The organism is Pseudoalteromonas sp. S1608 (genome assembly GCF_005887265.1).
Lineage (GTDB): Bacteria > Pseudomonadota > Gammaproteobacteria > Enterobacterales > Alteromonadaceae > Pseudoalteromonas > Pseudoalteromonas undina.
This window is the reverse complement of the sequence record NZ_PNDK01000012.1, coordinates 77,698-102,599: the sequence shown is the minus strand read 5'-3', so window position 1 is coordinate 102,599 and position 24,902 is coordinate 77,698. Positions and strand designations below refer to the sequence as shown.

At 41.5% G+C, this 24,902-nt stretch carries 21 protein-coding genes; 16 read left to right on the top strand and 5 right to left on the bottom strand.

Features of this window, described 5'->3' with window-relative positions:
• The first annotated feature begins 30 nt into the window (after window positions 1-30).
• From uppS to CWB75_RS05495, 10 genes are all read left to right on the top strand, one after another.
• On the top strand, window positions 31-810 hold the full coding sequence (uppS, locus tag CWB75_RS05540) for an undecaprenyl pyrophosphate synthase (protein ID WP_010388117.1): 780 nt from the start codon (window positions 31-33) through the stop codon (window positions 808-810).
• Window positions 811-831: 21 nt separating this feature from the next.
• The gene (locus CWB75_RS05535; RefSeq protein ID WP_054202414.1) at window positions 832-1,698 is read left to right on the top strand and encodes a phosphatidate cytidylyltransferase; all 867 of its coding nucleotides are present in this window, start codon (window positions 832-834) and stop codon (window positions 1,696-1,698) included.
• Entirely contained in the window at window positions 1,695-2,897 is a 1,203-nt protein-coding gene (gene ispC, locus CWB75_RS05530; protein WP_138570100.1) for a 1-deoxy-D-xylulose-5-phosphate reductoisomerase, read from the top strand. Before CWB75_RS05535 ends, ispC begins: the two co-directional genes overlap by 4 nt.
• Before the next feature lies 1 nt (window position 2,898).
• Window positions 2,899-4,251, top strand: coding sequence for a sigma E protease regulator RseP (rseP, locus tag CWB75_RS05525; RefSeq protein WP_138570099.1), 1,353 nt, complete (start codon window positions 2,899-2,901; stop codon window positions 4,249-4,251).
• A 106-nt stretch (window positions 4,252-4,357) separates the two neighbouring features.
• Window positions 4,358-6,829: an outer membrane protein assembly factor BamA gene (bamA, locus tag CWB75_RS05520; RefSeq protein WP_138570098.1), complete on the top strand. Its 2,472-nt coding sequence runs from the start codon at window positions 4,358-4,360 to the stop codon at window positions 6,827-6,829.
• Window positions 6,830-6,840: 11 nt separating this feature from the next.
• Window positions 6,841-7,359 carry an OmpH/Skp family outer membrane protein gene (locus tag CWB75_RS05515; RefSeq protein WP_010388129.1) on the top strand — a complete coding sequence of 173 codons (519 nt, stop codon included), beginning with the start codon at window positions 6,841-6,843 and terminating at the stop codon, window positions 7,357-7,359.
• Between the two features lie 7 nt (window positions 7,360-7,366).
• The gene (lpxD, locus tag CWB75_RS05510) at window positions 7,367-8,389 is read left to right on the top strand and encodes a UDP-3-O-(3-hydroxymyristoyl)glucosamine N-acyltransferase (RefSeq protein WP_138570097.1); all 1,023 of its coding nucleotides are present in this window, start codon (window positions 7,367-7,369) and stop codon (window positions 8,387-8,389) included.
• A gap of 27 nt (window positions 8,390-8,416) precedes the next feature.
• A complete protein-coding gene (fabZ, locus tag CWB75_RS05505) occupies window positions 8,417-8,869 on the top strand; it encodes a 3-hydroxyacyl-ACP dehydratase FabZ (RefSeq protein ID WP_008110974.1) in 453 nt (150 codons plus the stop codon).
• Between the two features lie 2 nt (window positions 8,870-8,871).
• Complete coding sequence (gene lpxA, locus CWB75_RS05500; RefSeq protein ID WP_008110972.1) at window positions 8,872-9,642, top strand: acyl-ACP--UDP-N-acetylglucosamine O-acyltransferase; 771 nt, start codon at window positions 8,872-8,874, stop codon at window positions 9,640-9,642.
• Between the two features lie 136 nt (window positions 9,643-9,778).
• Complete coding sequence (locus CWB75_RS05495) at window positions 9,779-10,171, top strand: septal ring lytic transglycosylase RlpA family protein (RefSeq protein WP_138570096.1); 393 nt, start codon at window positions 9,779-9,781, stop codon at window positions 10,169-10,171.
• A 12-nt stretch (window positions 10,172-10,183) separates the two neighbouring features.
• Here the strand turns inward: CWB75_RS05495 and cydC are convergent, their stop codons facing one another.
• The 5 genes from cydC to CWB75_RS05470 are packed head-to-tail and all read right to left on the bottom strand — an operon-like array spanning window position 10,184 to window position 16,574.
• Window positions 10,184-11,920, bottom strand: coding sequence for a thiol reductant ABC exporter subunit CydC (gene cydC, locus CWB75_RS05490; protein WP_138570095.1), 1,737 nt, complete (start codon window positions 11,918-11,920; stop codon window positions 10,184-10,186).
• The gene (cydD, locus tag CWB75_RS05485; RefSeq protein ID WP_138570094.1) at window positions 11,913-13,688 is read right to left on the bottom strand and encodes a thiol reductant ABC exporter subunit CydD; all 1,776 of its coding nucleotides are present in this window, start codon (window positions 13,686-13,688) and stop codon (window positions 11,913-11,915) included. Before cydD ends, cydC begins: the two co-directional genes overlap by 8 nt.
• Entirely contained in the window at window positions 13,678-13,842 is a 165-nt protein-coding gene (gene cydX, locus CWB75_RS05480; RefSeq protein ID WP_008110965.1) for a cytochrome bd-I oxidase subunit CydX, read from the bottom strand. The genes cydD and cydX overlap by 11 nt, the downstream gene beginning before the upstream one ends.
• Window positions 13,843-13,854: 12 nt before the next feature.
• Window positions 13,855-14,994 carry a cytochrome d ubiquinol oxidase subunit II gene (cydB, locus tag CWB75_RS05475; RefSeq protein WP_008110962.1) on the bottom strand — a complete coding sequence of 380 codons (1,140 nt, stop codon included), beginning with the start codon at window positions 14,992-14,994 and terminating at the stop codon, window positions 13,855-13,857.
• Window positions 14,991-16,574 carry a cytochrome ubiquinol oxidase subunit I gene (locus CWB75_RS05470; RefSeq protein ID WP_138570093.1) on the bottom strand — a complete coding sequence of 528 codons (1,584 nt, stop codon included), beginning with the start codon at window positions 16,572-16,574 and terminating at the stop codon, window positions 14,991-14,993. The genes cydB and CWB75_RS05470 overlap by 4 nt, the downstream gene beginning before the upstream one ends.
• A 293-nt stretch (window positions 16,575-16,867) precedes the next feature.
• Between CWB75_RS05470 and lpxB the strand changes: the two genes are divergently transcribed.
• The 6 genes from lpxB to CWB75_RS05440 all read left to right on the top strand — a co-directional run bounded on the left by lpxB (window position 16,868) and on the right by CWB75_RS05440 (window position 24,872).
• Entirely contained in the window at window positions 16,868-18,025 is a 1,158-nt protein-coding gene (gene lpxB, locus CWB75_RS05465) for a lipid-A-disaccharide synthase (RefSeq protein WP_138570092.1), read from the top strand.
• The gene (gene rnhB / locus CWB75_RS05460) at window positions 18,015-18,614 is read left to right on the top strand and encodes a ribonuclease HII (RefSeq protein WP_138570091.1); all 600 of its coding nucleotides are present in this window, start codon (window positions 18,015-18,017) and stop codon (window positions 18,612-18,614) included. Before lpxB ends, rnhB begins: the two co-directional genes overlap by 11 nt.
• A 2-nt stretch (window positions 18,615-18,616) precedes the next feature.
• The gene (gene dnaE, locus CWB75_RS05455) at window positions 18,617-22,108 is read left to right on the top strand and encodes a DNA polymerase III subunit alpha (RefSeq protein WP_010388150.1); all 3,492 of its coding nucleotides are present in this window, start codon (window positions 18,617-18,619) and stop codon (window positions 22,106-22,108) included.
• A gap of 16 nt (window positions 22,109-22,124) precedes the next feature.
• Window positions 22,125-23,081 carry an acetyl-CoA carboxylase carboxyl transferase subunit alpha gene (gene accA, locus CWB75_RS05450; protein WP_008110950.1) on the top strand — a complete coding sequence of 319 codons (957 nt, stop codon included), beginning with the start codon at window positions 22,125-22,127 and terminating at the stop codon, window positions 23,079-23,081.
• A 142-nt stretch (window positions 23,082-23,223) separates the two neighbouring features.
• Window positions 23,224-24,534, top strand: a complete 1,311-nt coding sequence (gene tilS / locus CWB75_RS05445; protein ID WP_138570090.1) for a tRNA lysidine(34) synthetase TilS — start codon at window positions 23,224-23,226, stop codon at window positions 24,532-24,534.
• The gene (locus CWB75_RS05440; protein ID WP_054202423.1) at window positions 24,531-24,872 is read left to right on the top strand and encodes a hypothetical protein; all 342 of its coding nucleotides are present in this window, start codon (window positions 24,531-24,533) and stop codon (window positions 24,870-24,872) included. Before tilS ends, CWB75_RS05440 begins: the two co-directional genes overlap by 4 nt.
• Window positions 24,873-24,902: the final 30 nt, after the last annotated feature.

Sequence of the window (24,902 nt, the reverse complement as noted above, 5' to 3'; positions counted from 1 at the left end):
CGTCTGGGGTATACTAGGCGGCGTTTTTTTATGGAATACACAAAATTTATGGTTCTAGACGCTGATACAATTTCACAGCAATGTTTGCCTAAACATGTTGCCATCATCATGGATGGGAATGGGCGTTGGGCACAAGCCAGAAATAGGCCTCGTGTATATGGGCATAAAAAGGGCGTGGATGCAGTTCGTCAATCTGTGCAGTTTTGTACTAAATTAGGGATACAATCGTTGACCTTATTTGCTTTTAGTAGTGAAAACTGGCGCCGCCCTGAAGACGAAGTAAATACATTAATGGAGCTTTTTTTATTTGTACTAAGTAAAGAAGTTAAAAAGCTGCATAAAAATAACGTAAAACTAACCATCATTGGAGATTTATCTCGATTCTCTGAAAGCTTGCGTGCCAAAGTACATACTGCGCAAGAACTAACAGCGAATAACACCGGTCTGCACTTAAATGTAGCGGCAAATTACGGTGGTCGCTGGGATATGACTCATGCTGCTAAGCAGGTTGCTTTACAAGTAGCAAATGGGGAACTTGATCCCGCAGACATTACAGAAGAACATATTGCACAGCATATGAGTATGGCAGATCAGGCACAGCCAGATTTATTGATCCGTACTGGTGGCGATGTCAGAATTAGTAATTTTTTACTTTGGCAGGCAGCCTACGCTGAACTTTATTTTACCAATACACTTTGGCCTGACTTTAACGAAGCTGCTTTTGCAGAGGCCATCGCATGTTACGTTGCCAGAGAGCGACGTTTTGGTTGCACGGGCGAACAAATAAAACAATTACTCGCTCAAACCTAAAATAGATTAAGGGTCATCATTTTGTTAAAACAACGTATTTTAACCTCACTAGTGCTAGCACCATTAGCACTGGCTTTGGTTTTTTACACCCCACTAACGTTATTTAGTTATTTTGCGGGTGCTATTGTATTAATGGGCGCATGGGAATGGTCTGCTTTTATGGGGCTATGCGATAAACTAAAACGCGGTGCGTTTGTATTGTTAGTTGCAGTATTACTCGGTTTACTTAATTTACATTGGCCGATAGAAACTCTATGGCAGAACGGCAAGCTTGTAGGTGATGCCAATTACTTATTTACCTTATCGTTTTCATGGTGGTTAGTTGCAAGTTATTTAGTGTGGCGTTACCCCGCTATGGCTAAAGGCTGGAATGAAGGGCTCGTGATGCGCGGTATTGCAGGTTTACTGACATTGGTACCACTGTGGCTTGCGCTTAACACCCTTCGAAGTGCGCAATATACAGAATCAACACACTATGGTTCTATGCTGATTTTAGTGGTTCTAGGTATTGTATGGAGTGCCGATATTGGCGCTTACTTTACCGGTAAAAGTTTCGGTAAACATAAGTTAATGCCTAAAGTTAGTCCAAATAAAACCATAGAAGGCCTCGCCGGTGGCGTGGTTGCTGCGGTGTTATTTGTATTGGCTTTTTGTTATTACACTAACGTTGATACTTCTGTGTGGCCAATTTATGCAGTAATGACAGCATTTATTGCTTTGTTCTCTGCGGTAGGTGATTTACTCGAGAGTATGTTTAAACGTGAAGCGGGTCTTAAAGATAGCGGCAGTTGCCTACCTGGGCACGGCGGTATTTTAGACCGTATTGATAGCTTAACTGCAGCAGCGCCGATGTTTGTTATTTGCTTTGCCTGGACACTGAGTTTATGAGTGTAGTGCAACAACTGGTTATTTTGGGTGCAACGGGGTCTATAGGTCTTAGCACGTTAGATGTTGTTGCAAGAAATCAACAGCAGTTCAAGGTGTTCGCATTGGCCGCAGGGCAAAATGCAAAGAAAATGGCTGAGTTGTGTCTTGCTCATCAACCTCGGTATGCTGTTATGGCTTCAGAGCAAGCCGCTAAGCAGCTTAGTGAACTTTTAAAAGGTATGTGTAAAACACAAGTAATGCATGGCGAGAAAGCCATGAGTGAGCTTTGTGCGCATGTTGATGTTGATACTGTGATGTCAGCTATAGTTGGTGCAGCTGGCTTACTGCCTACCTTGAGCGCAGTTGAAGCAGGAAAAAAAGTACTGCTGGCAAACAAAGAGTCATTGGTGATGTCGGGTCAGTTGTTTATTGATAAAGTGAAACAACATCAAGCAACTTTATTACCCATCGACAGCGAACATAATGCTATTTTTCAGTGTTTACCTAGTACGTTACAAAACACCCAAGGACAAGCACGGCTTGAGCAGCATGGCGTTAGCAAAATTTTATTAACTGGCTCTGGTGGCCCATTTTTAAACCGTGATATTAATACGCTTGATAGCGTTAGTGTCAGTGAAGCGGTTGCGCACCCTAATTGGTCTATGGGACAAAAAATATCAGTAGACTCAGCCACGATGATGAACAAGGGCTTAGAGTTTATTGAGGCTAAATGGTTATTTAACTGTGATGCCAGCGATATTGATGTGGTGATTCACCCACAAAGTATTATCCACTCTATGGTGCAATACCAAGATGGTTCTATTTTAGCGCAAATGGGAAACCCCGATATGCGCACCCCTATAGCACATGCGCTTGCCTTTCCACAGCGAATTGATGCGGGTGTTAAACCGTTAAATTTTTCTGATATTTGTGATTTTTCGTTCACCAAACCTGACTTTTCTCGTTATCCTAATTTAAAATTAGCAATTGCTGCGTGTGATGCGGGACAGGGTGCAACTACTACGGTGAATGCGGCTAATGAAATGGCTGTAAATGCATTTTTGCAGGGAAAAATTAGTTTTACCGATATTTATAAAGTGAATGCGAAAACGTTAGAGGCTGCAAAGTTCACCAATGTGCAAACGCTTGATGAAATTTTAGAGTGTGATCGTTTAGCACGTTTGAGCGCAGCGCAGTTTATAACCAAAGTGGTGCATTAAAATGTTCGATTTTTTTTGGAATTTAGGCTCATTTATACTCGCACTCGGAATTTTAGTGACCGTTCACGAATACGGTCATTTTTGGGTGGCTCGTAAGGCGGGCGTTAAGGTACTGCGCTTTTCAATTGGTTTTGGTAAACCTTTATTAAAATGGCACGATAAATACAATACTGAATACGTGATCGCGGCAATCCCACTCGGTGGTTACGTAAAAATGTTAGACGAGCGTGTTGATGAAGTACCCGCAAATCAACGTCATTTATCGTTTAATGCTAAATCTGTTCAAGCGCGAATAGCTATTGTGGCTGCTGGGCCTATGGCGAACTTTTTATTTGCTATTTTTGCTTTAGCGGCCATGTATATGGTGGGTGTGCAAACCATAAAACCGGTTGTAGGTAATGTTGTTGAAGGCAGTAGAGCAGAACAAGCAGGCATTATGCCTACTCAGCAAATAATTAAAATTGGTGATGACGATATTACTAATTGGCAAGATGCGACTTTTTCTTTGATGTCGCACTTGGGTGATAAAAGTGTTGCCGTTACTTTACGTAATGAAAATTATCAACAAACAACGCAAATTCTCAACCTCGATGGTTGGAAGCTTGATCAGCAAGATGTACCGCCATTAAGCTCGTTGGGGATTGTGCCGTTTCGCCCTCAAGCAACACTCACTATTGCGGCGATTACTAAAGACTCTGCTGCTGAACAGGCAAATTTACAGGTTAACGACATTATTCTGGCTGTAAACGGCGAAACAATGAGCAGTTGGCAGCAATTAGTTAATCTTATTACTCAATCGGCTAACAAATCCTTACAATTTAGTGTAAAAAGACAAGATAGTATAAAAACAATAATAGTGACCCCAAACAGCCGAGTTGTCAGTAATGGTGTTGAACAAGGCTTTTTAGGTGTTGCTCCGGTTGCAGAGCAGTGGCCTGATGATTTTGTTGAGACTAGACATTATGGGCCACTAGATAGTATTGTGCTGGGCACAAAAGAAACATGGCGTTTAATTACGCTCAGTTTTGACATGATAGGTAACTTAATTACTGGTCAAGTATCAGTAAAAAATTTAAGTGGGCCCGTCGGCATAGCAGTCGGTGCCGGCACAAGTGTTAGTTACGGATTAGTCGCATTTTTAAGCTTTTTAGCTTTGATCAGCGTTAATTTGGGGGTATTTAATTTACTTCCTCTGCCAGTGCTTGATGGTGGGCACTTAATGTATTACATAATTGAACTTTTTCGTAAAAAACCGGTCTCTGAAAAGACACAAGAGTTTGGTTTTAAAGTGGGAGCCTTGCTACTCATTTTTCTAACATGTTTCGCTTTGTTCAATGATGTATCGCGCTTGTAGTTGTTTAAGCGTGGTAACGACAAATTAGAACACGATTGTAAAGCTCGTAACTATTTAGTTTTCGATGCTAAGCGGTAATACAGTTGTAAAGGATAAAGATAATAAAATGGCTATAAAAAAACATTTGGTAGTTTCAAGTTTATTGGGTGCAAGTTTTGCAGCCCTAGGCCAAAACTCCTTTATTGTTGAAGATTTAAAAGTTGAAGGATTGCAACGTGTCGCACTTGGTGCTGCATTAACGCATATTCCTATCAACGTGGGCGACAATGTTGATGAATATACAATTTCAAAAACAATTAAGTCACTTTATCGCTCAGGTCACTTTGACAATATAAAAGCGTTGCGTGATGGCAATAACGTTATTTTTAAAGTAACTGAACGCCCAACAATTAGCTTTATTGAATTTGAAGGCAATAAAGACATTAAAGATGAGCAGTTAAACCAGTCGCTTGATCAACAAGATATTCGTCAAGGCGAGCCGCTGGATAAAACGGTTATCGATAATATTGAAAAAGGCTTAGTTGAGTTTTTCCACAGCATTGGTAAATACAATGCAAAAGTGGACATAAGTATCACTAAGCTGCCACGTAACCGGGTTAAATTGAGACTCGAGTTTGATGAGGGCGATGCAGCCTCTATTCGTCAAATCAACTTAGTTGGTAATGAACTTTTTTCAAACGAAGAGCTACTTCAGCTTGCAGAGTCGCAACAAGATTTACCTTGGTGGCAGTTTATGGGTAGCGATCGCTATCAAAAACAAACCATCGAAGGCGATTTAGAAAAAATTCGTAGCTTTTATTTAGACCGTGGTTATTTGCGTTTTAATATTGATTCAACTCAAGTATCAGTTAGTCCTGAACGTGAATCGGTTTATGTAACGGCAAATATCACCGAAGGTGTAAAATACAAAGTGAAAGGCTTTGATTTTATCGGTGATTTACTCGGCCGAGAAGAACTAATAAAAAGTGTTATCCCACTTCGTACCGGAGAGTTGTATAACGGCTCGGTGGTGACTTCTTCAGAAGAGTTTATAAAAAGTTACTTAGCTCGTTTTGGATATGCTAACGCTGAAGTACGCACCATTCCAGAAATTGATGACGAAAACCAAGAAGTACAACTAACTTTGTCGGTTGACCCTGGAAAACGTGTTTATGTTCGTCGAATTATTGTAGGTGGTAACCAAAATACAGCTGATGAAGTACTACGTCGTGAAATGACACAGCTTGAAGGTGCATGGCTATCTAACCAAAATCTTGAGCGTTCTAAATTACAAATTCAACGTTTACCTTATATGGAAACTGTTGACTTTAATGTGGTGCCTGTTCCAGGTGTGGATGACCAAGTAGATGTTGATTTTACTGTTAAAGAGCAATCTGCGGGTAGCTTTAATGCCGGCCTTGCTTATGGTTCGTACTTAGGTCTGCAATTTAATATTGGTGTAACTGAATCTAACTTTTTAGGCACAGGTAACCAAATTGGCTTTAACATTAATACCTCACGTGGCTCTGAGCGTGTCAGTGTGTCGTACACAGACCCTTACTTTACGCCAGATGGCGTATCGCAAGGCAGCAGCATTTTTTACAGTAACTACGATGCTAGCCAGTTTAGCTTAATTGACTATAAGTCAAAAAGTTATGGCCTTGGGACTAACATTGGTTTTCCAATTGATGCTATAAATCGTATTAACTTTGGGGCACGTTGGATAGAAGAAGAACTATCAGATATCGCTGAATATGAGCAAACACGTGTATTACGTGAAACTTTCCTCGATCCAGAGAACCCTGATGCGGGCTTTGAGTTTACCAAGTATGAGTTAAGTGTAGGTTGGTCGCGTGTAACGGTGAACCGTGGTTTGTTCCCAACAGCTGGCTCAAGACAAACATTGAACTTAACAGCTACAACGCCGAATTCAGATTTAAAATACTTTAAATTAAATTACGATTCACGTTTTTACTGGCCGATTTCAAACGACCATCGTTGGGTGTTCTCAACGCGTGCGGCATTAGGTTACGGTAATGGTTATGGCTCTACTAATGGGTATGAGCAGACGCTCCCATTCCAAGAGTATTTCCGTATTACAGAAATGGAACTACGTGGCTTTGATAGAAATACTATCTTACCGCGTGCAGTATCACGAGTACCACAATCTATACCAGGCACGCCATCAGGTGATGGTACAACCACAGGTAATATAGGTGGTGCTTCAGAGTTTGACGTGCTTGTCCCTAAAGGCCGTATAGGTGGTAACGCGAAAGCCGTTGCAGGTATGGAACTTATTGTTCCTACACCGTTCTTAGATGAAGAAAATACCAGTTCGGTACGTACCAGTTTCTTTGTTGATGCTGCCAACGTTTGGGATACCGAGTTTAACGTTGATCGTTATCAAAACTTAGGTATTGATGAGCGTGCAAAATTAGATGATTATTCAGACCCAATGCGCTTTAGGGTTGCAACCGGTTTATCATTACAATGGATCTCACCTATGGGTCCTATGCTGATCAGCTTTGCGTATCCGTTGCAAAAAGAAGAAGATGACGATACCAAGACCATCAGTTTTAATATTAGTAACACTTTCTAAAGGAGTTTTTTGTGAAAAAATTATTTAAATCAACAGCAGTTGCCGTTTTAGCTACACTTATGATGGGTACATCAGTTAATGCTTTTGCTCATAAAGTGGGTATTGTAGATATGCAAGAAATCTACAAGCAGCTTCCACAAATGGCTAAAATCGAACAGTCTTTACAAACTGAATTTGCTGAGCGTCGTCAAGAGCTTGAAAAGTTACAGGGCGATATTCGCTTTGAAGCTGAAAAGTTTAAGCGTGAAAGCACCACAATGAGTCAAGATCAAAAAGACGCATTACGTGATAAAATCCAGGGTATGCAAAAAAACCTTGCTGAAAAGGGCCGTCCGTTAGAGCAAGAAATTAAAGCACGTCAAAATCAGGAGTTGGCTAAAGTTCAGACTTTAATCATTGAAACTATCCAAGAGATTGCTAAAAAAGGTGATTTTGACGAAGTTAAAGTAAAAGACACAACTATTTACTTTAATCCTAAAGAAGTAACTGATCTTTCTGAAAAAGTAGTAACAGCTGTAAGTAAGAAATAATTAATCTATGCAAAATTATACGCTTTCGCAAATTGCGGAACTTCTAGGCGCCGAGCTTCAAGGTGATGGCGCTTTAGAAATTAAAAAAATAGCGACACTTGCAAATGCCCATACTGGGCATATTGCATTTTTAGCGAACAAGAAATATCGATCTCAGCTTGAGACAACAAAGGCCAGTGCGGTGATACTCAGCCCTGACGATGCGCCTTACTTTTCAGGCAATAAAATCATCGTTGCCAATCCTTATGTTTGTTATGCCAAACTCGCTCAGTTTATGGATACTACACCTCGTAGTGCAAATAGTGGTGTACACCCGAGTGCGGTAATACATGCCAGTGCACAAGTGAGCAAAAGTGCAGCCATTGGTGCTAATGTTGTAATTGAAGCTGATGCTGTAATTGGTGATAACGCACAAATTGGTCCGAACAGTTTTATTGGTGAACGTGCTAAAATAGGCTCAGGCACCAAACTTTGGCCAAGTGTGAGCATTTATCATGATGTTGAGATTGGCGCAGATTGTTTATTGCAAGCTAACACTGTCATTGGTAGTGATGGCTTTGGCTATGCAAATGAACGTGGTCAGTGGCTTAAAATTCCACAATTAGGCTCTGTGATCATTGGCGATAAAGTAGAAATTGGCGCAAGTACCACGATAGATCGTGGTGCGCTTGATGATACTATTATCCACAGTAACGTTATTATTGATAACCAGTGTCAAATAGCACACAACGTTGAAGTTAACTCAGGCACCGCTATTGCCGGTTGTACTGTACTTGCAGGCAGTGTCACCATAGGTAAAAATTGCCAGATTGGCGGTATGAGCGCAATTAACGGTCACATGTCTGTGTGTGATGGTGTTATAATTACCGGCATGAGTATGGTGACCAAATCAATCACCGAACCAGGTATTTACTCATCTGGTATGCCTCATACGACTAACAAAGAATGGCGAAAATCAATTGCTCATTTGCGCAACCTTTCAGACATGAAATCACGTCTAAAAGCGCTTGAAGCATTGAACAAGTCATGAACGTTGAACACTAAAAAGGATGCTATTTTGGCAAACGAATTAAATAGCCTTGATATTCAAGAAATTTTAAGTTTATTACCGCACCGTTACCCGATGCTACTAATTGATCGTGTAATCGATTTCACCCCAGGTGAATCATTGCATGCAATTAAAAATGTATCGATTAATGAACCTATTTTCACTGGCCACTTCCCAAATCAGCCGATTTTTCCTGGTGTGCTAATATTAGAGTCAATGGCGCAAGCAACGGGTCTATTAGGGTTTAAAACGGTTGAAAATCGTAGCGAAAACGAACTTTACCTATTTGCAGCTGTAGACAACGCGCGTTTTAAGCAGCCAGTTGTGCCAGGTGATACCATGCATCTTCATGTTAAGTTTTTAAAAGAGCGTCGTAACATATGGAAATTTGCGGCTGAAGCTAAAGTTGACGGCAAAACAGTGTGTAGCGCCGAAATCATGTGTGCTAGAAGAGAGTTTTAATTGTGATCCATGCTACGGCAATAATCGAACCGGGTGCAAAACTTGGTAACAATGTGTCAGTTGGACCATATAGTTACATCGGTAATGATGTTGTTATTGGTGATGACTGCATTATTGAGTCTCACGTTGTTGTTAAAGGGCCTGCTACTATTGGCTCTGGTAACCATATTTTTCAGTTTGCCTCTGTGGGCGAAGCCTGCCAAGACAAAAAATATAACAACGAACCAACCAGTTTAATTATTGGCGACAATAATGTGATTCGTGAATGTGCGACTATCCACCGCGGTACAATTCAAGATGAAGGTGTTACCAAAATAGGCAGCAATAACTTATTTATGGCTTACACCCACGTTGCACACGATGCGGTAATTGGCGATAACGTTATTTTTGCAAATAATGCCAGTGTAGCGGGTCACGTTCATGTTGGTGATTGGGTGATTTTAGCGGGTAACTCAGGTGTTCATCAATTTTGTAAAATTGGTGCGCATGCATTTGTTGGTATGTATTCGGGGGTAAACAAAGACGTACCTCCATTTGTTACCACCATTGGTATGCCAGCAGGCCCTGCAGCAATCAATACTGAAGGCATGAAACGCCGTGGTTTTGAAAGTGATGAAATCATGGCAGTACGCCGCGCTTATAAAGCGTTTTACCGCAAGAGCTTAGGTGTTGATGAAGCGATTGAATTACTTGCTGAAGATGCTGCAAAGTTTCCAGCAGTGCAATTGATGATTGATTTCGTTAAAAGCTCAGAACGCGGTATTGTGCGTTAAAAAATAGTATTTTTAACAAATTTAAAAACCACCTTTGAGTAATCAAGGTGGTTTTTTATTAGCTGATTAATAATTCAGTCTCTACTCAGTATCGTCCTATTACACTCCCTCTACATTTTTCAATAAAGTATAAATAATGAAACTGATAAAATTCGTATTTATCTCAGTATTATTAGTGATTTTGACCGCCTGTAGTACTGCGCCAAGTAATATAAATAATCAACAACGTGATGTTGCAGAGCAAGGTAAAGCATCATTTTATGCTGATAAATACCACGGTCGACTTACTGCCAGTGGCGAGCGATTTAGCCAACAAGCAGCAACAGCTGCTCACTTAAAACTCCCGTTTGGTACACGAGTAAACGTTACTAATATTGCTAATAATAAGTCAGTGGTGGTCAGAATTAATGACAGGGGTCCTTATATTCGGGGGCGAATTATAGATTTATCTAAGGCGATGTTTAAAAAAATAGCCGACCCTAAAGTCGGCGTTATTGATGTATCGGTCACCGTTATTGATAATAAGTAATACTGCTAAGGACTAAAAGCGGGTCGTTAACGCCACATAGTCAGGGTGTTCATTGAGCAATTGTTGATGTGAACCTTGAGCGATGATTTGTCCGCTATCTAACCAGATGACACTATCCATTTGCGATAACAACGCTGGATCATGAGTAATTGTTAATACACTGGCGTGCTCTTTCAGTTGTAAAACACTGTTCATAACAGCTTGTTTAGAGATATTATCGAGCCCTTCAGTCGGTTCATCGAGTACTAAAATGGCGGGTTTTTGCAGCAGGGCCTGTGCCAAGGCTATACGTCTTGATTGACCTTGAGACACATTTCGCCCGCCGGTACCTAAACGGGTTTTCAGCCCTTGTTTGAGCTCAGAGAACCAACCACCAAGTTCTGCCTGTGTTAATGCTGCTATCATTTGTTGCGAGGTTGCATCGGGAGCTGCATAAGCAAGGTTTTCGCTTAATGTGCCATCAAAAATATGATGCTGCTGAGCTAAAATATTTAATGTCTTTGCTCGACTCTCATTATTTAAATCATGCAGGCTTATGATTTCTTTGTCGCTTTGTAAGTTTATTGTTCCTTGCTGCAGTGGCCATAAACTACTGAGCAAATTCACTAAGGTAGTTTTACCACTGCCGCTTCTACCAACAATAGCCACTTTTTGCTTCGCGGGGAGCTCAAAACTCACATTATTTAATGCCTGCTTTTGGCCATAGTGATAGCTGACATTATTTAACGACAAAGCCCAGTGCTTATTTAATAGCTCAATATCTGTGGTTGATACATTGTTTGTGCTAAGCGTTTTGTCTTCAAGAATAAAGAGTCGCTCAGCTGCTTTTAGTACATTAGGAAGCTCAATAAAGGCGTTAGGCAGTAACAATACGCTTTCAAAACTGGCAAGCACAAACAGGCTCAACATCGCCAGCTCTACATTGACCATAGCACCGCTAAACACTAGCGGCACAATAGTAACAATGCTGGAAAGCATAGCTAATTGCACTATGAGTAAGCTTAAGCCATCAGCGTTTCCAAGAGCCTTATGACGAATAAATAATTGCTGATTATACTGCTCACTTAACTTATCACACTTAGTGAGTTGTTGGTTTCGAGCTTGATAAATATTTAGTTCCCTAAGGCCCGTAAGAGTGTCTGATAGCTCTGCTCTAAGTTGTGCACTAAGTAAGGTTTCTTGGTGACTATTTTTATCTAATTGCTTACTTAATATTGCCGGTATAATCACCCCAATAATAATAATCCCAACAAAACAAATAAGGGCGACATTTACATTGTAGGCTGACATAAACAGCATAATAATAGGCACAGTCAGTAAAGCTACTAACATCGGCAGCAACACATTTAAATAAAACTTATCTAATGCGTCTACATCGTTTTGCAAGCGATTAACTAAATCGGCACTACGGCTCATAGCTAAATCAAGGTTATTAAGCTTGCTGAGAGTGGTGAACATGTTTACTCGTATTTCACTTAACAATAAAAATGTGGCGTTGTGAGTAACTAAGCGTTCAGCGTAACGTGAGGCGGTGCGCACAATCGCTAAAAAGCGAATGGTGCCAGCTGGGGTAAAGTAGTTCATATGGACGCCGGCAATTCCTGCGGCTGCCATAGAAGCTAAAAACCAGCCTGAAATAGCGAGTAAGCCTACATTAGCTAGCACCGTGAGTGACGCTAGAAACGTCCCTAAAAGCATCGCTTTATAATGAGGGCGGCACAATTTGAGTAAACGAATAAAATTAGCCATTAGTTACCCCTTGTTCTGCTGTTTGCAGTAGCTTTGCAAATTCGCCAGATTGCTGGCTGAGCGATTTAAAATCGCCTTGTTGAGCGATGCAGCCGTTTTCCATCACGATAAGTTGCTTAGCATTTTTTACTGTATTTAAGCGATGTGCAATGGTGATCACCAAGTGGTTTTTTGCATACTCAGCAATAGCGTTTTGAATGAGTTGCTCGGTTTGGCTATCTAAATGAGCGGTTGGCTCATCGAGCATTAAAATAGGGGCGTGTTTTAAAAATGCACGAGCTAATGCTATACGCTGTTTTTGCCCGCCAGATAGCCCTTCACCTTGCTCACCTATTAAGGTGTTAAAGCCATCGGGTAGCTCGTTAATAAACTCCAGCGCACCTGCTTGCTCTGCAGCATTTATAAGTGCTTCATATGAAGCGTCTGGGTTACCTAATTTTATGTTGGCGGCTAGGGTGTCGTAAAATAAGGTTGGCTTTTGTGGGATCCATGCAATGTTTTGTTGTAATTGGCTTATATCCGATGTCGTCAATGGTTGTTGGTCAATGGATATGTGTTGTATTACTTCTGGGTGAAAACCAAGCATGCAATCAAGTAGGGTGCTCTTACCTGAGCCGCTAGCTCCGACAATGGCTACTAGTCCTGTGCTTGGCAGGGTTAAATTAATATTATTTATTCCCTCATTGCTATTAGGGTAACTAAAGTTGAGATCATGGATGCTTATAGTTCTGCTAGCATCAACATTGATCTTTGCTTTGTTGTTATTATCATTTGATGGCAGTGGTGCGTTTAAAATGATCAGCATATCTGCGGCGGCACTAATTCCCTGTAGGCGCGCATGATAATGGCTGCCTAATTGGCGAAGGGGTAAATAAAATTCAGGTGCTAGTAACAGCACTACAAAGCCAGTAGCAAAATCTAGGGTGCCAAAAAATAATCTAAAGCCAATAATTACCGCTACCAGTGCCACACTAATTGTGGCTAAAAACTCCAGAGCAAAAGAGGATAAAAAAGCAATTTTTAATACGTTTAGCGTTGCGTGTCTAAAGTCATCGGAAATACGCGCGATTTGTTTAAGCTCTTTGCGCGTGGCATTAAATAATTTTAGTTGAGTAAGCCCTTGTACGCGATCAAAAAAATAGTTACCTAATACTGCCAGTTGTTGCCAACGTTTTTGATTAAGTGCCTCGGCTTTGTGGCCAACTAAAATCATAAAAAATGGAATAAGTGGTGCAGTTAATAAAAATATCAGTCCTGCTTTATAATCGGTCGGAAATATAACCACTAATATTGCAATAGGAATAAGGGCACTGTAGGCGACCCCAGGTAAGTACTTTGCATAGTAGTCATGGAGTGCCTCAACACCATTATGCAGCGTGTTAAGTGTTGCACCTTGGCCATGTTGCTCTATATAACTTGGGCCGAGTTGTGTGAGTTTATCGAGTAAGGTTTGGCGAATAGCCGATTTAATTTTAAGCGTAGCAAATGCGCTTAATCGCTCGCTGAGTGCTAAGAAAATGGCGCGCAGTAAAATAATACCCGCTAAAGGCCATAAATAGTGGGTTACTTGGGCTAAACTATGCCCTTCAAACATCACCTCATGAATGGTTTGCGCGAGTAAGTAAGCACCTGCAATCATTAAAATTGCATTAACTGTTCCAAGTGCAATGCTTAGCTTTAACCACATTGCCGCCGGTTTACTCTGCTGCTTTAAAAAAGCGCGCAGGGGTTGTTGCTGCGCGCGATTTGGTCGGGGATTAGTCGTCATTGTGATTTGTATTATGCTCGTTTAATAAATCATGGGTGGCTTGTTCATCATCAGCAATACTGTTTTTATTTTGATGAAATTCATACCACATCACGTTTATAACGCCTAAGGTACAAGCAAGCAGTACACCTAAAATCCACGCGAAATACCACATAATTTAGTCTCCTTAATAACTGCCGTGAGGGTTATTTTCAATTTCATCAACGGTCACTCTGCGCCACATTTTCACATAACACCAGGTGGTGTAGGCTAAAATGAGTGGCACAAATATAACCACAGCAATAAACATAACATTGAGTGTTCTGTGGCTCGATACCGCATCCCAAATTGTTAAGCTAATATCAGGGTTATTGCTTGAAGGCATAATAAACGGAAATAATGAAACGCCCGCAGTCATAATCACCCCAATTAACATCACACTGGTTGCTAATAATCCCAAAGCGGGCTTATTCAATTTAGAAAACAGCAGTGCACACAGTGCCATCGCAAATGCCAAAATAGGGAAGGTCATTGTCCATGGACGTTCACTGTAGTTATTAAGCCATGCGCCTTGAGCCGTGGTAACTACTTTAGCCAGTGGATCTGCATGGCCTTGGGTGTCGCCCATAGAGGCAATTTGATAACCTGTTAGGTTGGCAACCCACACACCGGCCGCTGCAAATAATACTATAAAGGCAAGTAATGAGTAGCGACCATATTGTCCTGAGCGCTCAGCAACTTGATCAGCGGTTCGCAGTTGTAGCCACATTCCCGCGTGTGCAATTAACATGGTAATACTAACTAAGCCGGCAATGAGCGCAAACGGATTAAGTAAGGCAAAAAACGACCCTTGATAACTAACTCTCAATAAATTATCGATATGAAACGGTACACCCAAAAACAAGTTACCAAACGCTACACCAAATACCAGCGCAGGTATGGCACTACCGGCAAACAAGCCCCAGTCCCAGTTATTACGCCAGCGTTTAGAGTCAACCTTAGAGCGATAATCAAAGCCTAAAGGTCTAAAAAATAATGCAAATAACACCAGCATCATGGCAAAGTAAAAACCAGAAAATGCTGCCGCATACACCATAGGCCATGCTGCAAATAAAGCGCCACCTGCGGTTATAAACCATACTTGGTTACCATCCCAATGGGCGCCAATAGTGTTAATAACGGTACGGCGTTCAGAATCTGTTTTGCCGACTAAGCGTAGCAACATGGCAACGCCCATATCCATACCATCGGTAATGGCAAAACCAATTAACAGCACACCTATAATTAACCACCAGAGCATTTTTAATGTTTCATAATCAAAAATCATGATAGTTCTCCTTTAGCAGCCGTGCTGTGATCAGGTAATTCAAAATGGTACTTACCGGTATGAAGGGAGCTTGGTCCTTGCTTAATAAATTTAATCATTAACCATGCTTCAACAATCGCCAATCCAGTATAGAAAACAATAAAACCAGTTAAGCTAATTAAAATATCATTAACCGTCAGTGATGACGTTGCTAAAAAGGTCGGTAACACTTCAGAAATCGCCCATGGCTGGCGGCCATATTCAGCCACAATCCAACCAAATTCAATGGCAATCCAAGGCAGAGGAATGCTCAATACCGCCGCCCACAACAACCAACGTTTTTGTTCAATAATACGATGGGCGTTGTAATAAAAAGAAAGGATGAATACGCCAAGCATAATTACACCACAGCCAACCATGATCCTAAATGACCAAAACATAGGGCCCACTTTAGGGAAGGAGTCTTTAACGGCTTGTTGTATTTGTGCCTCACTGGCATCTACCACGTTAGGGGTATAACGTTTCAGTAATAGGCCATAGCCTAAATCATCTTTCACGTTATCAAACTTTTCGATATTTGCAGGGGTATCGTCACCTGCGCGAAGTTTTTCTAGGTATTCATAAGCAATCATGCCATTGCGAATACGCTTCTCGTGTTTTTTCTCAAGATCTGAAATACCAATCACTTGTTCATCAAGTGAGCGCGTTGCAATAATACCTAATGCGTAAGGAATTTTAACCGCAGCATGAGTTACTTGCTCTTCAGAGTCAGGAATACCTAGCATGGTAAAAGCTGCGGGAGCTTCTTCGGTATGCCATTCAGCTTCAATGGTCGCGAGTTTTACTTTTTGTACTTCACCGACTTCGTAGCCAGATTCATCACCGAGTAAAATAACACATAAAATAGAGGCTAAACCAAAGCCTGATGCCACCGAGAACGAACGTTTAGCAAATGCCAAATCACGTCCTTTTAATATGTACCAGCTACTAATCCCAAGCACAAACATAGACGCCGCAACATAACCTGCAGACACTGTATGAATAAACTTAACTTGCGCTACAGGGTTAAATACTAGCTCTGCAAAACTAGTCATTTCCATACGCATGGTTTGATAGTTAAACTCTGCCCCGACTGGGTTTTGCATCCACGCATTAGCAACTAAAATCCATAGCGCAGACATATTTGTACCCAGCGCCATTAAAAATGTTACCCCTAAATGCTGGCGTTTAGAAAGCCTGTCCCAACCTAAAAAGAACATCCCTACAAAGGTTGATTCTAAAAAGAAGGCCATTAAGCCTTCAATAGCCAGTGGTGCACCAAATACATCACCCACATAATGAGAGTAATACGACCAGTTAGTACCAAACTCAAATTCCATGGTGAGGCCGGTAGCCACACCAATAGCAAAGTTAATACCGAATAACTTGCCCCAAAACTTAGTCATATCACGATAAATCTCGCGACCGGTCATAACATAAACCGATTCCATAATAACTAAAATCCAGGTCATACCGATTGTTAACGGCACAAATAAAAAATGAAATAGAGCGGTGACAGCAAACTGTAATCGCGATAGATCCACAAAGGTTTCATCTATCATTTTTGGCTCCTTTGGTTGTGATGCAGTGACAGCACAAAGCAATTGTTAATGTTTTTAATAAACTTTCAGTAATTTCTGAAAGTTTGCATCATTATTGGCGTTTGTACAATTTTTGTCAACATGTATATTAGAAAACTTTAATATACTATGACATTACATCAGTCTATAAAATACGCAATCATCAATTAAGAGTAAGCTAGAAAAAAGTGGTGCGTTTTAAGCGTTTAACCTAGCCTTAAAACACGGTAAACTAATCGGTATGAACGCCGGGTTTACTTGTGAAAAAATAGCAAATGAAAAAAGATAAAAAACAACTACGAATTGGTATTGTGGCAGGTGAACTGTCGGGCGATATTTTAGGTGAAGGGCTCATAAAAGCGCTTAAAGCGCATTTTCCTGATGCAATTTTTGAAGGTATTGCAGGTCCTAAAATGCAAGCTCAAGGCTGCAAAACGCTGTTTGATATGGATGAACTGTCGGTTATGGGGTTGGTTGAAGTCCTTGGCCGTTTACCGCGTTTACTAAAAATTCGCAAACAACTTGTGCAGCATTTTATTGATAATCCTCCTGATGTGTTTATAGGCATTGACGCGCCCGATTTTAATTTACGTGTAGAAAAACCGTTAAAAGATGCGGGTATTAAAACTGTGCAATACGTTAGCCCTTCAGTGTGGGCGTGGCGTGAAAAACGCATTCACACTATAAGTGCAGCCACTAACTTAGTATTGGCTTTATTACCTTTTGAGAAAGAATTTTACGACAAGCACCAAGTACCTTGTACTTTTGTAGGCCACACATTAGCCGACGACATTGCACTTGAGCACGACGATAGCCAAGCCCGTAGCCAACTAGGCTTAAATGCTGATGACAAGGTGTTAGCGTTATTACCCGGGAGCCGGGGCTCAGAAGTGGGCTTGTTAAGTGAAACTTACATAAAAACAGCGGCTCAGTTGCAAGCACAGAACCCAGCGCTTAAAGTCGTTGTGCCACTGGTGAACGAAAAGCGCAAAGCGCAGTTTATTGCTATTTTAAATGTCACAGCGCCCTCACTTAATGTTAACTTACTGGATGGGCAATCAAATTTAGCCATGCAAGCCGCCGATGCCATATTACTGGCATCAGGTACGGCAACGCTTGAGGGCATGTTATATAAAAAACCAATGGTGGTTGGTTATAAAATTAAACCCATGAGTTATTGGATTTTTAAAACCTTATTTACCTTTAATATTAAATATTTTTCGTTACCTAATTTATTGGCAGACGAAGAGTTAGTGCCAGAGTTTTTGCAAAGCGAATGTAATGTCGCTAATTTAACAGCAGCACTTACCCCTATGCTAAATAGTGACAATAAAGAATTAAAAGCCCGCTTTTTAGCCATACATGAAAAAATTAGATTAGATGCAAGTAAACAAGCTGCAAATGCAGTGGCGGAGTTAATAAATGCAAATTGAACGACCTAATGTAACCCTAATTGCCGGTGTAGATGAAGTGGGTCGTGGACCGCTGGTGGGCGACGTGGTTACTGCCGCTGTTATTTTAAATCCCAATAAGCCAATCGCAGGCTTGGCCGATTCTAAAAAATTAACGGATAAAAAACGTCAATTATTAGCCACTGAAATAAAAGAAAAAGCACTGTGTTACGCCATTGGCCGTTGTAGTCCAAGCGAAATAGATGAGCTAAATATATTACAAGCCACTATGCTTGCCATGAGTCGCGCAGTGGAAGCACTTAGCACCGTGCCTGAATTTGTGTTTGTAGATGGTAACCGCCTGCCTAAATTAGCTATGCCCGCCCAAGCGGTGGTTAAAGGAGATAGCTTAGTCGCTGAAATATCAGCCGCGTCTATTTTAGCAAAAGTGGCCCGTGATGATGAAATGATTGAACTTGATGCGCGCTATCCACAATATGGGTTTGTAGGGCATAAAGGGTATCCGACTAAAGCACACTTTGCAGCGCTTGAGCAATACGGCGCTATAGATGAGCATCGTAAGAGCTTTAAACCGGTGCTGCGTGTGCTTGCGCTTTCGGGTAAGGAGTAATTATGCCAGCTCCTGATTTTGTTCACTTACGAGTGCACTCAGACTTTTCGATGGTTGATGGTTTGGCAAAAACCAAACCAATTGTTGCTAAAGCACAAGAGCTTGAAATGCCAGCGCTGGCAATTACCGATCAAATGAACTTTTGTGGTTTAGTGCGTTTTTATGGCGCAGCGCATAACGCAGGTATCAAGCCACTTGTTGGTGCTGATTTTTGGGTACGTAGTCCTGAGTTTCCTGATGAACCAAGCCGGATAACGTTATTAGCTAAAGATAACACTGGCTATAAAAATATTACTTTATTGATTTCTAAAGCTTACCAACGTGGTCATGTGTTTCATCGCCCAGTGATTGACCGTGAATGGTTAGTTGATTTAAAAGAGGGGCTCATCATACTCTCGGGTGCAAAAGATGGCGATTTAGGAAAAGCATTAATAAAAGGCAACCCCGCTATTGTTGAGTCGGTGGTAAGCTTTTATAAGCAGCACTTTAGCGATCATTATTATATTGAGCTTATTCGCACCAACCGTGCTCAAGAAGAAAATTATTTGCACATGGCAGTGGAGCTTGCAACCACAGAGCAACTGCCAGTGGTGGCTACCAATGAAGTGGTATTTTTAAAGCCAGAAAACTTTGAAGCCCATGAAATTCGGGTGGCTATTTTTGATGGTTATACCCTAGATGATAAACGCCGACCAAAGCGTTTTTCACAAGAGCAATACCTAAAAACGCCTGAGCAAATGGCAGAGCTATTTAGTGATATTCCAGAGGCGTTACAAAATACCGTAGAAATCGCAAAGCGCTGTAATGTAACCGTTCAATTAGGTGAGTATTTCCTACCAGATTACCCTACAGGCTCATTAAAAATTGATGAGTTTTTGGTTAAAGTCTCACAAGATGGGCTTGAAGAACGACTGCAATTTTTATTTCCTGATGAGCAAGAACGCAAAGAAAAACGCGGCGAATACGATGAGCGTTTAAAGATAGAGCTCGATGTAATTAACCAAATGGGATTTCCTGGTTACTTCTTGATCGTAATGGAATTTATTCAGTGGAGTAAAGATAACAATATTCCTGTAGGTCCAGGGCGTGGTTCAGGTGCGGGCTCCTTAGTAGCTTATGCGCTTAAAATTACCGACCTTGATCCACTAGAGTTCGATTTACTTTTCGAGCGCTTCTTGAATCCAGAACGTGTTTCTATGCCCGACTTTGACGTCGATTTTTGTATGGATAGACGTGATGAAGTAATTGATCACGTATCGGCCTTGTATGGCCGTGATGCGGTATCGCAAATTATTACTTTTGGTACTATGGCGGCCAAAGCGGTTATACGCGATGTAGGCCGGGTACTTGGTCATCCTTATGGATTTGTTGATCGTATTTCTAAACTTATTCCCGGCGATCCGGGAATGACCTTGGCCAAAGCGTTTGAAGTTGAACCTCGTTTGCAAGAAGCCTACGACGGCGATGAAGAAGTTAAAGACTTAATCGACATGTGTCGTATTCTTGAGGGGTGTACCCGTAATGCCGGTAAACACGCAGGGGGGGTTGTAATATCGCCGACCACGATTACCGATTTTGCTGCGCTCTATTGTGATGATGAAGGCAAGTTTCCGGTTACTCAGTTTGATAAAAACGATGTAGAAACTGCTGGTTTGGTTAAGTTTGACTTTTTAGGCTTACGTACGCTGACCATCTTACAGTGGGCAGTGGATATGACCAACGAGCGCTTAAAGCGTGAAGGCAAGCAGCCGGTTGATATCAACACCATTCCACTGAATGATAAAAAAAGTATTGAACTACTGCTGCGCGCTGAAACCACCGCAGTATTCCAGCTAGAATCACGCGGCATGAAAGATCTAGTTCGCCGATTAAAGCCCGATTGCTTCGAAGATATGATAGCCCTTGTTGCTTTGTTCCGTCCAGGTCCACTGCAATCAGGCATGGTAGATAACTTCATCGACCGAAAGCTCGGCAGAGAAGAAATTTCATACCCCGATGCGCAATATCAACACGAAAGTTTAAAGCCTATTCTTGAGCCGACTTACGGCATTATTTTGTATCAAGAACAAGTTATGCAAATAGCGCAGGTGCTGGCCGGTTATACACTAGGCGGCGCCGATATGTTACGTCGTGCCATGGGTAAGAAAAAGCCCGAAGAAATGGCAAAACAGCGCTCAACCTTTGAAGAGGGCGCGCGTAATAATGGCATTGATGGCGAGCTTGCGATAAAAATATTCGACTTGGTTGAAAAGTTTGCGGGTTATGGTTTTAACAAATCTCACTCAGCAGCTTATGCATTGGTATCGTATCAAACGCTGTGGATGAAAACCCATTATCCGGCTGAGTTTATGGCTGCAGTAATGTCGGCTGATATGGATAACACCGACAAAATAGTAACGCTGGTGGATGAATGTGAAAACATGAAACTCACTTTGTTACCGCCCGATGTAAACGCTGGTGAATACAAGTTTACTGTTAATCTTCAAGGTGAAGTTGTTTACGGTATAGGAGCAATTAAAGGCGTGGGTGAGGCTCCCGTTGATGCCATATTAGAAGCGCGAGCAAAAGGCGGCCCATTTAAGGACCTATTTGATTTTTGTGCGCGTGTTGATTTAAAACGCTTAAATAAACGTGTCACCGAAAAATTAATTTATGCAGGTGCATTAGATCAACTAGGGCCAGAAAAAAATCAACCTGGGCGAGCAACGCTGCTGGCAAGTTTAAAAGATGCAATGCGCGCAGCCGATCAACACAACAAAGCTGAGCTGTTAGGGCAAAGTGACTTGTTTGGTTTACTGGCCACAGAGCCTGACGAAGTAGAACAAGCGTTTATTAAAGCCACACCACTTACAGATAATCAGTGGCTTGATGGCGAAAAAGATACCTTAGGCCTTTATTTAACTGGCCATCCTATAAACCAGTATCGACGAGAGCTTGGGCATTACACCTCAGGTCGACTCATTGATTTGCAGCCCACTAACCGTGATGTAGTCTCAACTGGGGCGGGCTTGGTGATTGCCGCGAGAACCTTAATTAATAAAAAAGGAAATCGCTGGGGCTTGATAACTTTAGATGACAAAAGCGCCCGAATTGATGTACGCTTGTTTCCAGAACAGTTTGAAATGTACCAAGATATGTTGCAAATCAATAATATTTTGGTGATATCCGGACAGGTCAGCTTTGATAACTTCTCTGGTGGTATTACAATGACCGCCAGAGAAATAAACACCATTGCTCAGGCGCGTGAAAAGCGTATAAAAGCGATTAAGATGACGCTGAATATGGTGCAGATCGAGGCTGGTTTCTTCGATAAATTACAAAAAGTACTCGAACCATACAAAATGGGAACGTGTCCGATCAAGGTATATTATCAACGCCCCGATGCGTTGGTGCAATTAACCCTAGGGATCGAATGGTGTGTTACGCCAAGTGACGACTTAATTCATAAGTTATCGCTGATGGCAGCGCAAAATGTAGAACTAGAATTTAACTAATTAGGTAGTTTAGAGCATGAGCCTCAATTATCTTGATTTTGAGCTTCCAATCGCAGAATTAGAAGCAAAAATTGAAGAATTACAAAATGTAAGCCGCGCTGGCGAATTAGACCTTGGATTAGAAGAGGAAGTCAGCAAACTTAAAGAAAAGAGCGCACAAATGAAGGAGAAAATTTTCTCTGAACTTGGTGCTTGGCAAGTATCACAGCTAGCACGTCATCCGCTGCGTCCTTATACTCGAGATTATATCGAGCGTATTTTTACGGAATTTGACGAGTTTGCGGGTGATCGTACGTTTGCTAACGACCCTGCAATTTTAGGCGGCGTTGCTCGTTTAGATGGTGAACCTGTTATGGTGATCGGTCAGCAAAAAGGCCGTGGTACTGCTGAAAAAATTAAACGTAATTTTGGCATGCCAAAACCAGAAGGTTACCGTAAAGCATTGCGCTTAATGGAAATGGCTGAGCGTTTTAAAATGCCAATCATGACCTTTATCGACACCCCAGGTGCATACCCAGGTGTTGGCGCAGAAGAGCGTGGTCAGTCTGAAGCAATTGCACGTAACCTAAAAGTAATGGCCGCACTAAAAGTACCTACAATTTGTACTGTTATTGGTGAAGGTGGTTCAGGTGGTGCATTAGCGATTGGTGTAGGCGACAGAGTAAACATGCTGCAATACAGCACTTACTCAGTTATTTCACCAGAAGGCTGTGCCTCTATTTTATGGAAAAGTGCTGATAAAGCGCCACTTGCAGCAGAAGCAATGGGTGTAACAGCCGAGCGTGTTAAAGAGCTAGATTTAATCAACAACCTAGTTGATGAGCCGCTAGGTGGTGCACACCGTAATTATGATGCCATGGCACGTAATTTAAAAGTTCGCCTTAAGCGCGATTTAGCAGACTTACAAGCGTTATCGCTTGAAGAGATGCTTGATCAACGTTACAAGCGTTTAATGTCGTTTGGTTATTGCTAAACATAGCTAAACATAGCTAAACATAGCTAAACATAGACAAATATAGAAAAAAGCCGCCTATGCGGCTTTTTTTGTTTTAAAATACCGTAACGTAGGGCCTTTTTTATTCAGGTTATTAGCAATTCACTCATTGGTTATAATAATGCACACATCACATATTTATCTGCAGGTACAAAAAGCCCTCAATCATTATATAGAAAACGGGCAATTCACATTTACTGTAGCCTTATCTGGTGGCGTAGATTCGGTGGTGTTGTTGCAGATAATGCATGGGTTAAAAGAGCAGTGGCCACAATTAAATTTAAGTGCAATTTATGTAAATCATGGCTTAAGTGATAACACCCATCACTGGCAGCAATTTTGCCAAGCAAGTTGTGAGCAACTTTCAATTGATTTTAAAGCGGCACACGTCATCATTAAGCAGCAATCGCGCACCAGTATTGAAGCGCAGGCTCGCGAAGCTCGTTATCAAGCGCTTGATGAATATAGCCCAAATGATAGTGTCATTTTGTTAGGCCAGCATTTAAACGACCAAGTAGAGACATTTTTACTTCGTTTAAAGCGCGGCTCAGGCTTAAAAGGGCTCGGCGCTATGCAGCAAACTCGCGTGCTTGAAAGTGGCCGTGAGTGCTATAGGCCATTATTGGCGGTAAAACGCAGCGAGATAGAAGCGTTTGCCCAGCAATTTAATATTAGCCATATTACCGATGAATCCAACGCCAATGAACGCTTTGATCGTAATTTTTTGCGCCAGCAAATAGTGCCTAAGCTGGCAGAGCGTTTTACTGGGTTTGAGCAGTGTACAGCACGAAGTATTGAATTATTGCAGCAGCAACAAGCACTGCTTGATGAATATACCCAGCAAGATCTCGCACAGTGTCTTAACCAACATCAGGCGCTTAATATACAAAATATGGCTCATTACAGCGCTATTCGCATTGCGAATCTTCTGCGCGCATGGCTGGCTCTATTTACCCATACCATGCCTTCGCAAAAACAGTTAATGCAAATAATGAGTCAGGCTATTCATGCGCAAGCTGATGCGCAAATGGTTATTGAGCTAAGCGGTGGGCAAATACGCCGCCACCAAGGTTATCTGTATTTTGTGCAACCGAGGCCTTTAGCCGTTAATATTGAACGGGTAACAAGTCACGAACTAGTGCTTAATGACGGAAAAATACTACAATGTTTGCAAGGGGTGGGTGTACGCGCGCCCAAATCGGATGAACAAGTTAGTGTTCGTTTTAACTGTAATAGCGCGCGTATTAAACCACTAAAAAAGCCAGGCAGTAATACGCTTAAGCATTGGTTTAAAGATGCAAAGGTAGCGCCTTGGCTACGTGCTGATATTCCATTAATTTTTTACAACGATGAGCTAGTACAAGTGGTTGGTTATTTTATTAGTGATAACCATAAAGATGATACTGGTTTTATTTGGGAGTATAAATCATGAGTCAGCAGCCTCATGTTGGGCTGTCGCTTATCAATAAGGCACCCATTGGCATATTAATTACGCTATTGATTGCGGTTTTATCGAATGTATTTTTAACCCTTAATATTACTACCCTCGGCTACGCTGTATTAGGTGGTATGGTATGTGCCGCCATTTTACTTGCCTACTGGTTGGGTAAAGGGGGCGTGTTTTTCATTTTAGGAGTGAGTACGCCTTTACTGTTGGTGCTTTTTACACCACTTGCAACAATTGCGGCATTACTTAATTTACTCAGTGGCTTCTTTTTTGGTTTTTGCACCATGCTACTAATTTACAAATACTTTATATTAAAAAAGTAGCGTAAAAAAGCCCAGCGGGGGAGGCTGGGC

Excerpts from the sequence above, each read along its gene's own strand:
- uppS (WP_010388117.1), top strand. The coding sequence starts at position 31 with ATGGAATACACAAAATTTATGGTTCTAGACGCTGATACAATTTCACAG.
- ispC (WP_138570100.1), top strand. The coding sequence starts at position 1,695 with ATGAGTGTAGTGCAACAACTGGTTATTTTGGGTGCAACGGGGTCTATA.
- rseP (WP_138570099.1), top strand. The coding sequence starts at position 2,899 with ATGTTCGATTTTTTTTGGAATTTAGGCTCATTTATACTCGCACTCGGA.
- bamA (WP_138570098.1), top strand. The coding sequence starts at position 4,358 with ATGGCTATAAAAAAACATTTGGTAGTTTCAAGTTTATTGGGTGCAAGT.
- lpxD (WP_138570097.1), top strand. The coding sequence starts at position 7,367 with ATGCAAAATTATACGCTTTCGCAAATTGCGGAACTTCTAGGCGCCGAG.
- CWB75_RS05495 (WP_138570096.1), top strand. The coding sequence starts at position 9,779 with ATGAAACTGATAAAATTCGTATTTATCTCAGTATTATTAGTGATTTTG.
- cydC (WP_138570095.1), bottom strand. The coding sequence starts at position 11,920 with ATGGCTAATTTTATTCGTTTACTCAAATTGTGCCGCCCTCATTATAAA.
- cydD (WP_138570094.1), bottom strand. The coding sequence starts at position 13,688 with ATGACGACTAATCCCCGACCAAATCGCGCGCAGCAACAACCCCTGCGC.
- cydX (WP_008110965.1), bottom strand. The coding sequence starts at position 13,842 with ATGTGGTATTTCGCGTGGATTTTAGGTGTACTGCTTGCTTGTACCTTA.
- cydB (WP_008110962.1), bottom strand. The coding sequence starts at position 14,994 with ATGATTTTTGATTATGAAACATTAAAAATGCTCTGGTGGTTAATTATA.
- CWB75_RS05470 (WP_138570093.1), bottom strand. The coding sequence starts at position 16,574 with ATGATAGATGAAACCTTTGTGGATCTATCGCGATTACAGTTTGCTGTC.
- lpxB (WP_138570092.1), top strand. The coding sequence starts at position 16,868 with ATGAAAAAAGATAAAAAACAACTACGAATTGGTATTGTGGCAGGTGAA.
- rnhB (WP_138570091.1), top strand. The coding sequence starts at position 18,015 with ATGCAAATTGAACGACCTAATGTAACCCTAATTGCCGGTGTAGATGAA.
- dnaE (WP_010388150.1), top strand. The coding sequence starts at position 18,617 with ATGCCAGCTCCTGATTTTGTTCACTTACGAGTGCACTCAGACTTTTCG.
- accA (WP_008110950.1), top strand. The coding sequence starts at position 22,125 with ATGAGCCTCAATTATCTTGATTTTGAGCTTCCAATCGCAGAATTAGAA.
- tilS (WP_138570090.1), top strand. The coding sequence starts at position 23,224 with ATGCACACATCACATATTTATCTGCAGGTACAAAAAGCCCTCAATCAT.
- CWB75_RS05440 (WP_054202423.1), top strand. The coding sequence starts at position 24,531 with ATGAGTCAGCAGCCTCATGTTGGGCTGTCGCTTATCAATAAGGCACCC.